Annotated in this window: 6 protein-coding genes and 1 rRNA gene; 5 read left to right on the top strand and 2 right to left on the bottom strand. The window is 71.3% G+C overall.

What is annotated here, in order from left to right; genetic code table 11:
* Positions 1-493 precede the first annotated feature (493 nt).
* The 5 genes from IH45_RS0141670 to IH45_RS0141650 are packed head-to-tail and all read left to right on the top strand — an operon-like array spanning position 494 to position 7,444.
* The gene (locus tag IH45_RS0141670) at positions 494-1,339 is read left to right on the top strand and encodes a hypothetical protein (RefSeq protein WP_030681989.1); all 846 of its coding nucleotides are present in this window, start codon (positions 494-496) and stop codon (positions 1,337-1,339) included.
* Complete coding sequence (locus tag IH45_RS0141665) at positions 1,329-2,723, top strand: hypothetical protein (protein ID WP_030681987.1); 1,395 nt, start codon at positions 1,329-1,331, stop codon at positions 2,721-2,723. The genes IH45_RS0141670 and IH45_RS0141665 overlap by 11 nt, the downstream gene beginning before the upstream one ends.
* Complete coding sequence (locus IH45_RS0141660; protein ID WP_030681984.1) at positions 2,720-4,282, top strand: SCO6880 family protein; 1,563 nt, start codon at positions 2,720-2,722, stop codon at positions 4,280-4,282. Before IH45_RS0141665 ends, IH45_RS0141660 begins: the two co-directional genes overlap by 4 nt.
* A gap of 28 nt (positions 4,283-4,310) precedes the next feature.
* Positions 4,311-5,735 (top strand): ATP-binding protein, encoded by a 1,425-nt coding sequence (locus IH45_RS0141655; RefSeq protein ID WP_030681981.1) that lies wholly within the window; start codon positions 4,311-4,313, stop codon positions 5,733-5,735.
* The gene (locus tag IH45_RS0141650) at positions 5,732-7,444 is read left to right on the top strand and encodes a type IV secretory system conjugative DNA transfer family protein (protein WP_078898040.1); all 1,713 of its coding nucleotides are present in this window, start codon (positions 5,732-5,734) and stop codon (positions 7,442-7,444) included. Before IH45_RS0141655 ends, IH45_RS0141650 begins: the two co-directional genes overlap by 4 nt.
* Before the next feature lie 20 nt (positions 7,445-7,464).
* Here the strand turns inward: IH45_RS0141650 and IH45_RS0141645 are convergent, their stop codons facing one another.
* Both IH45_RS0141645 and rrf read right to left on the bottom strand, forming a co-directional pair.
* Positions 7,465-8,007: a GNAT family N-acetyltransferase gene (locus tag IH45_RS0141645; RefSeq protein ID WP_030681975.1), complete on the bottom strand. Its 543-nt coding sequence runs from the start codon at positions 8,005-8,007 to the stop codon at positions 7,465-7,467.
* A gap of 111 nt (positions 8,008-8,118) precedes the next feature.
* Positions 8,119-8,209 (bottom strand): 5S ribosomal RNA (rrf, locus tag IH45_RS1000000145745); the annotation flags it as partial.

Genomic DNA, 8,209 nt, shown 5'->3' with positions numbered 1-8,209 from the left:
CCCCCCCACCCACGCCGCCCACCGCCCCCGTACGCCGCGCACCGGCCGCCTCGCGCCCCCATACGCTCCCGGCCCCGTACCGCGCGGCCCCGCACCTCTCCGCACGCCCCTCCGCACCCTGTACGCCCGACACCCCCTCATCTCCACCCCCACCGGCCCCACCGCACCGCCGAGAGCACATGCCGATGTCCGCCCGCACCGCCCCGCCCGGTTCCGCTTTGCGCCACCGTGGCGAGCAACGGGCCGATTGGGCCGCGTTCCGGGCGGGGACACAAGGGCTTGGCGGGGACGGAGCGGCGTTACGCGGTGTACGGGGCGGTCGCAAATGCCGCAAGGTCCCCCATTCGCCTCTACCGCCCAGCAGCTGAGGTTCCGTCACGGTGAGATGTACTCGTACCACTGCGCCCGAGCCGCCGCCCGCGCGGCTACGGTCATACACGGGTGGCAAAACGACGGCAGTGACGGCTATGTCGGTTGAGGGGGCACAGGCGCGATGAGTCTCAGCGATGGCGGTGGGTACGGCGGCGAGCCCGGCGGCCGGGACACGGGCGGCCAGACCCGTACCAGACTCCCGGACGGCGGCGGCGATGCGTACGGCTCGGGCCGCCGTCCCCGTACAGGCTTCTCCAGCCGCAACCTGATCACGGTCGTCGGCGTGGTGGTCCTCCTGATCGCGGCCATCGCGTTCGCGAACCGGGGCGGGGGCGAGCAGGACTCCTCCGACGGCACCGCGAAGGACGCCGACGCCCGGTCGACCGCCCCGACCGGCACCAAGCCGGTCGAGGGCAAGAACGGCGGCATCGCGACGGGCTTCGCGAAGACGGAGCAGGGGGCGCAGTCGGCGGCGGCTAATTATGCGGTGGCCCTCAACAGTGACGGCATGTACACGAAGGACCGGCGCCACGAGATAGTCACGACGGTGTACGCGCCAGCCGTGGCGGCGGCCCGTGGGAGCGATCTCGACAAGGCGTACGGCGATCCGGGGTTCCTCGGCCGGATCGGGCTGAAGCCGGACGGCCGGGCGCCGGAGGGCTCGATGTTCGTCTCCCGCGCCAACCCGGTCGGCACCAAGGTCGAGAAGTTCTCGGGCGCCACGGCCAAGGTTTCGGTCTGGTACTCGGCCCTCTTCGGTATCGCCGGAGCAGCCTCCAAGAATCCGGTCGCGGAGGGCTGGTACACGAACACCTTCGACCTGCAGTGGACCGACGGCGACTGGAAGATCACCGGCTTCACGCAGAAGGACGGTCCGGCTCCGGTCGGCCGGGACCAGGCCGCATCGTCGGCCGAGGAGATGTCCAAGGCTGTGCAAGGCTTCGGAGGGTTCACGTATGCCCGCTAACCATCGCCGTCGTGCTCTCTCCCTCACTGCGCTGGTGACGGGTGTGCAGACTGCCGTCCTGCTCGTGGCGTCCCGCGCCTTCGCGGCGCCCACTCCTACTCCCACCCCTACGGGCAGCGCGCCTGCAAGCCCCTCGGCGAGCCCTTCCCCGAGCGACGACCCCTGCGACCTCATCCGCGGCATGGCCCGGGAGTACTGCCAGAACGGCGACAAGTCCGGCGCCACCGCCCCCAAATCCCCCGGCGGCCTCACCGACAACAACCCCCTCGACCCCCTCACCTCCCTCGCCAAGGGCTGTGCCAACGCCGCCGCGTGGATCGTCGACAAGCTGTCCGACGCCGTGAAGGCCACCTCCCAGGTCGACTTCACCAACGCCGCGTTCCTGAAGCAGTACGCCGTCGTCTTCGCCGCCTCGACCGTGCTGACGCTCGTGCTGTGGCTGCTCGCCGTCGCCAAGCGGGCCGTACGCGGCGTGCGGCTGACCGAGGCGATCAGCGAGGCGATCGGGTTCCTGTGGCTGACCGTGCTGGCTTCCGCGTTCACGCCGCTGATCCTCTACACCGTCGTCTCGGCCACCGACGGGATCACCGAGATCATCGCGAAGGGCACCGGCGCGCAGACCGACACGTTCTTCGGCGCGTTCGCCGGGGCCCTGAAGAAGGACACCGACATCGGCGGCGGCCCGATCATGCTGATCGTGGTCTCGCTGGTGTCCGTGCTCGCGGCCGGCGTGCTGTGGCTGGAGCTGGTGATCCGCGCCGCCCTGCTGTACGTGGGCGCGCTGCTCGGCACGGTCGTCTACGCGGGCCTGGTCGACAAGAACATGTGGGGCCATGTCCGCCGCTGGGCGGGCATCATGATCGCCGTGATCATGGTGAAACCGGTCATCGTGATCGTGCTGGGAATCGCCGGCGCCCTGTCCTCCGGTGACGGCCCGAACTCCTTCTCCGCCGTGGTCTCCGGCCTGGCGATCATCCTGCTGGCCATCTTCGCCAGCGCCGTGATCTACCGCTTCGTCCCCGGCTTCGGCGACGAGATGGCTTCCGCCCGCGCGAACAAGAAGCAGGCCACCGAGGGTTCGCAGGCCGCCGCCGTGATCTCCTCGCCCGCCGCACTGGTGTCCCAGGGCATCAAGACGCACAGCTCCCGCAGGTCCGGCGGGGGCGGCGGCCCGGAGCAGAGCGGCGGCCAGGCCCGGCCCGCGGACGCGGTGTCCGGCGGTGTGGCCGCCCACAGCAGCCGTAACAGCGGCTCCTCCGGGGGCGGCGGCCGCGCCCCGGCCCCCTCCGCCCCCGCATCCCGTACGCATCCGTCCCCCGGTTCGAGCACGGGCTCCTCCAGCACCGCCCGCACTGGCAAGACTCCAGGAGGTGACGGGCGTTGACGACCCAGTCGCACCCGCTCACGCCCCGCCGCACGTATCTGATCGGCCGCGCCCGGCCGAACGCGATCGTCGGCAAGAACCGCGAGACCGGCGAGATCGCGCTGATCATCGCGGGCGCGTTCCTGGGCATGCTGTGCGGCCTGCTGGTGCCGGTGCTGTCGCTGCGGATCGCCAGCCTGACCGGTTTCCCGCTGCTGGCGATCGCCGCGGTCTACTTCCCGTACCGCGGCCGTACCTTCTACAAGTGGTTCGAGATCAACCGCAGCTACCGGCGCACGGTCCGCCGCGGCACCACCTACCGCTCCGGCGCCGCCGAGGCGGGCATCCGCCTGGACGGCCGGGAGGTGGAGATCGGCCCGCCGCCCGGCATCGGCCGTATCAACTGGCTGACCGCGCCGTTCGGCCCGGACGAGATCGCCGTGCTGCTGCACGCCGACCGCCGTACGGTCACCGCCGCCATCGAGATCGAGGGCCCGGGCGTCGGCCTGCGCGACAGTGAGGACCAGGAGGCGCTGGTCGAGCGGTTCGGCACGCTGCTCAAGCACGTCGCCAACGGGGACGGCTTCGTCACCCGCCTGCAGATGCTGGCCCGTACGCTCCCCGCCGACCCGGACGCGCACGCCAAGGACGTGGCCCAGCGCGGCGACGCGCAGGCCCCGGAATGGCTCCGCGACTCCTACGACCAGCTCCAGTCCATGGTCTCCACCTCCTCCGAGCAGCACCGCGCCTACCTGGTCGCCTGCATGCACTACACCCGCGAACTGGCCGCCGAGGCACAGACCATGGCGCGCGCCGCGCAGCTGCACAACGGCGGGCTGATCCGCCGCAAGCTGGACCGGGACGCGGGCCTGGCCGTCGTCATGGCGCGCGAGCTGACCGACATCTGCGCGCGGCTGGCCGAGGCCGACATCCGCGTACGGCAGCCCCTCGGGCAGAGCAGGCTGTCGTCCCTGGTGCACTCCATGTACGACCCGGACCACCCCATCGACCACATCCAGGCCATGACCAAGCGCAACGCCTGGCCGGCCGAGCTGGACGCGATGGAACCGACGTACCTCCAGGCCAAGACCCGCGAGTCGACCACCCGCGCGCCGTGGTGCCACGCCACCGCCTGGGTCAAGGAGTGGCCGCTGACCCCGGTCGGCGTCAACTTCCTGGCTCCGTTGCTTGTGCACACGCCCGATGTCATCCGTACGGTGGCGGTCTGCATGGACCTGGAGCCCACCGAGATCGCGATCGAGCGGATGCTGACCGAGAAGACCAACGACGACGCGGAGGCCAGCCGGGCCGCCAAGATGAACCGGGTGGTCGACCCGCGCGACGTGGCCCACCACGGCCGCGTCGACCAGCGCGGCGAGGACCTGGCCTCGGGCGCGGCGGGCGTCAATCTGGTCGGCTACATCACCGTCTCCGCCCGCTCGCCGGAGGCGCTGGCCCGCGACAAGCGCACCATCCGCGCCTCGGCGGGCAAGAGTTACCTCAAACTGGAGTGGTGCGACCGGGAACACCACCGCGCCTTTGTCAACACGCTGCCGTTCGCGACCGGGATCCGCCGCTAAGCCGCTGGGAGGCGCGTACGTCATGGCCATGCTCGATCCGCTCGCGGCACTCACCGAGGCGTTCACCAGCTTCCTGTTCGGGAAGGTGGAGACGACACGGCTGCCGGTACGGACCTCCACCGGCCAGGCCCAGGCGGTCTACCTGCCGACCGCGGCACCCGGCCTGGGCGACTCCGGCGTGATCATCGGCCGCGAGGTCTACAGCGGCAAGGGCTATATCTACGACCCGTTCCAGCTGTACGGCCAGCAGCTGCCGGCGCCGCACTGGCTCGTCCTCGGCGAGTCCGGCAACGGCAAGTCGGCGCTGGAGAAGACGTACGTCCTGCGCCAGCTGCGGTTCCGCGACCGGCAGGTGGTCGTGCTGGACGCGCAGGGCGAGGACGGGGTCGGCGAGTGGAACCTGATCGCCCAGCAGCTCGGCATCACCCCCATCCGCCTGGATCCCACCGCCGCCCTCAACGGCGGCATCCGCCTCAACCCCCTCGACCCGTCGATCACCACGACCGGGCAGCTGGCCCTGCTCCGTACGATCATCGAGGTCGCCATGGGCCGCGGCCTGGACGAGCGCTCCGGCTTCGCGCTCAAGGTGGCGCACGCGTACGTCAACGAGACCATCACCAACCGCCAGCCGGTACTGACGGACATCGTCGAACAGCTCCGCCACCCCGAGGAGGAGTCGGCGGAGGCCATGAACGTCGACATAGACGACGTACGGGCCTGGGGCCTGGACGTGGCGCTGGTGCTCGACCGCCTGGTGGACGGTGACCTGCGCGGCATGTTCGACGGCCCGACCACGGCCGGCATCGACCTGGACGCGCCGCTGATCGTCTTCGACCTGTCGCACATCGACCGCAACTCGATCGCGATGCCGATCCTGATGGCCATCGTCGGCGTCTGGCTGGAGCACACGTGGATCCGGCCCGACCGGAAGAAACGGATCTTCCTGGTCGAGGAGGCCTGGCACATCATCAACTCGCCATTCGTGGCCCAGCTCTTCCAGCGGCTGCTGAAATTCGGCCGCCGCCTCGGCCTGTCCTTCGTCGCCGTCGTCCACCACCTCAGTGACGTGGTGGACGGCGCCGCCGCGAAGGAGGCCGCGGCAATCCTGAAGATGGCCTCCACCCGTACGATCTACGCCCAGAAGACCGACGAGGCACGGGCCACCGGCGGCGTCCTGGGCCTGCCCCGCTGGGCGGTCGAGATCATCCCGACGCTCACGCCCGGCATCGCGGTGTGGGACGTCAACGGCAACGTCCAGGTCGTCAAACACCTGATCACCGAGGCGGAACGGCCGCTGGTCTACACCGACCGGGCGATGACCGAGACCTCCGCCACGATGACGGAGGAAGCGCTCGCCATCGGGCGGGCGGCGGACGCGGACGCCGAACAGCGGGCCGAGGCGATCGCGATGCAGCGGCAGTTCCGGGACGAGTCGAGCGAGACGGTGGCGTGACGCGGGGATACGGGAACGGGCGGGGGCAGGGGCATGCCGGTGCGGGAGGCGTGGGGGACCCGGGCGGCGGACGGGGCCGGGGCGTACCCGACTCCCTCCTGATCGGCGTCCTCGCCTTCCTCCTCGGCCTGACCGTGCTGACCTGGACGGCGACGGGCCTGGCCGGGCTCTTCACACACGGCGCCTGGCCGGACGGCGTGACCTTCACCCGTACGCCGCTGGCCCTGCGCAGCCTCATAACCGCCCCGCACGACCTCCCGGCCGCCTGGCCCGACACCCCCGCCGCGCAGCTCTCCGGGTACGGCCTGTTCTGGGGCATCCTCATCAGCGAGCTGCTGACCCTGGTCGTCCTGACGGTCTTCGCCATGGGGACGATCGCCCGCTACCGGGTGGTACGGGCCAACCGGCGGGCAGGTGCCGAGAGCAACGCGCCGGGTGGGGGGACGCCTGCGAGCGGCCCTGAGACAGCCGAGGCGATCACCGCGGCCCCGGCAGCATCGACCCCGGCAGCACCGGCTCCGGCTGCATCGGCCCAGGCAGCATCGGCGACGCCCATACCCGTTCCGGAGCCCTCCTCAACCGTTCCGGACGCCCCCGCGGCGAATTCAGGCACCTCAGCGGCGGCACCAGCTGCCCCGGTCCCCGCGCCGGCGCCACCGGCTCCTTCCGTCGCTCCAGCACCCCCACTCACCCTCGCGCCTGCGCCTGCCCCTGCTCCTGCTCCTGCCCCCGCACCTTTGGCCACCGCTCTCGGCGCTCCCGGGCCGGTCCCCGCGTCCGCCCCGCTCGTCCACTACGGCACCGACCGCCGCGAAGCCGGCGCACTCGCCTCGGCCGCCATCACCGCGGCCGAGGGCCCTCTCGTCGTGGCCACCACCGACCCGGCGCTCTGGGCCGACACCAAGGACGCCCGCGCCAAGCTGGGCCCGCTGCTGACCTACGACCCGCAGCATCTGCTGGACACCCCGGCCCGGCTGCGCTGGTCCCCGACGTCCGGCTGCGAGGACATCGGCGTCGCCGCCGCCCGCGCGGCCGCGCTGCTCACCCCCGTACGGCCCTCCAGCGTCCTCGACTCGGCGGTGGCCGATGCCGCGACGACCCTGCTGCGCTGCTGGCTGCATGCCGCCGCGGTGGACGGGCGGCCCTTCCGCCAGCTGCACCGCTGGGCGCACACCAGCGGCGCCGCGCACGAGCCGGTACGTGTCCTGCGTACGAACCGGAAGGCGTCGCCGGGCCAGGCGGGCGAGCTGGAGTCCGTACTGACCGCACATGCGGAACGCCGGGAGATAGCGCAGGAGTTGGTGTCCCGCACGCTGGCGTGCCTCTCCTCGATCCATATCCGGGACGCCTGCAATCCGGCGCGATCCGATGCCCTTCTTCTCGAATCTTTCATCGACGAAGGGGGAACGCTCTACGTGGCAGGGGAATCCATCGAGGATCCGCGGACCACTCCGGGCGCGATGCCGCTGCTCATCGCGCTCCTCTCCAACGTGGTCGAGCGCGGCCGCCGCATGGCCGAACGGTCATCCGCCGGTCGGCTCGACCCACCACTCACCCTCGTCCTGCATGACATTGCGGCGCTCGCACCGTTCCCGGCGCTGCCCGGCCTCCTTGAAACCGGGCGCGAGCAGGGGCTGTTGACGCTGGTCACGCTGCGCTCCCAGGAACAGGCCCGCGCCCGCTGGCCGCACCACGCCCTGCCGGGCTGACCGGTGCGGCTTCGGGCCGGTTACGCGCGCTCCAGCGCCATCTCGTGTTCGACGGCGGTGCCGTCCTTCGGGTCGGCCATCGTCCGGCCGGTCTCCACGAAGCCGAGTGACCGGTAGAGCGCCAGCGCCCGCTCGTTCTCCTCGTGCACCCAGAGCCGTACGCGCTCCACCGCCGGCTCGGAGCGGCTCCACGCCCACTCGACCGCCGCCGCGAACAGTTCGCGGGCCAGCCCGGTGCCACGGTGTTCCGGACGTACGTAGACGCCGACGATGTGGGCCCACGGCTCCTCGCCGCCCAGCTCGTCCGCGCCTTCCTTCTCGACGAGTACGACGACCATGCCGCCCCAACCGCCGTCCGGGCCCTCACCGATGAACGTCAGCGGGTCCCGGTCCTCGTCGCTCCGGCCCGCTCGCCGCTGCCACACCTCGTCCGGGTACGCCGCGACCTTGTCGAACGGCTCGTTGAAGGCGATGCGCGCGACCGGATCGGCGAGGGCCGCCAGCCGGAGCTCCCTGAGCCGCTTCCACTCGTCCGCCTTCACCGGCCTGATCAGATACCCCATCGCTCCAGCATCCCAGCAGCCCATCCCCCTGGCCACAGGTCGCTCCTTCTTTCACACCGCAAACGCGGAAAAGCCCCGCACCATACGGTGCGGGGCTTCCCCGGAAAAATTGTTCGGCGGCGTCCTACTCTCCCACAGGGTCCCCCCTGCAGTACCATCGGCGCTGAAAGGCTTAGCTTCCGGGTTCGAAATGTAACCGGGC

Origin of the sequence: Streptomyces rimosus subsp. rimosus (genome assembly GCF_000720725.1) — a bacterium.
GTDB lineage: Bacteria > Actinomycetota > Actinomycetes > Streptomycetales > Streptomycetaceae > Streptomyces > Streptomyces rimosus_A.
This window is presented reverse-complemented; position numbering and strand designations above follow the sequence as displayed.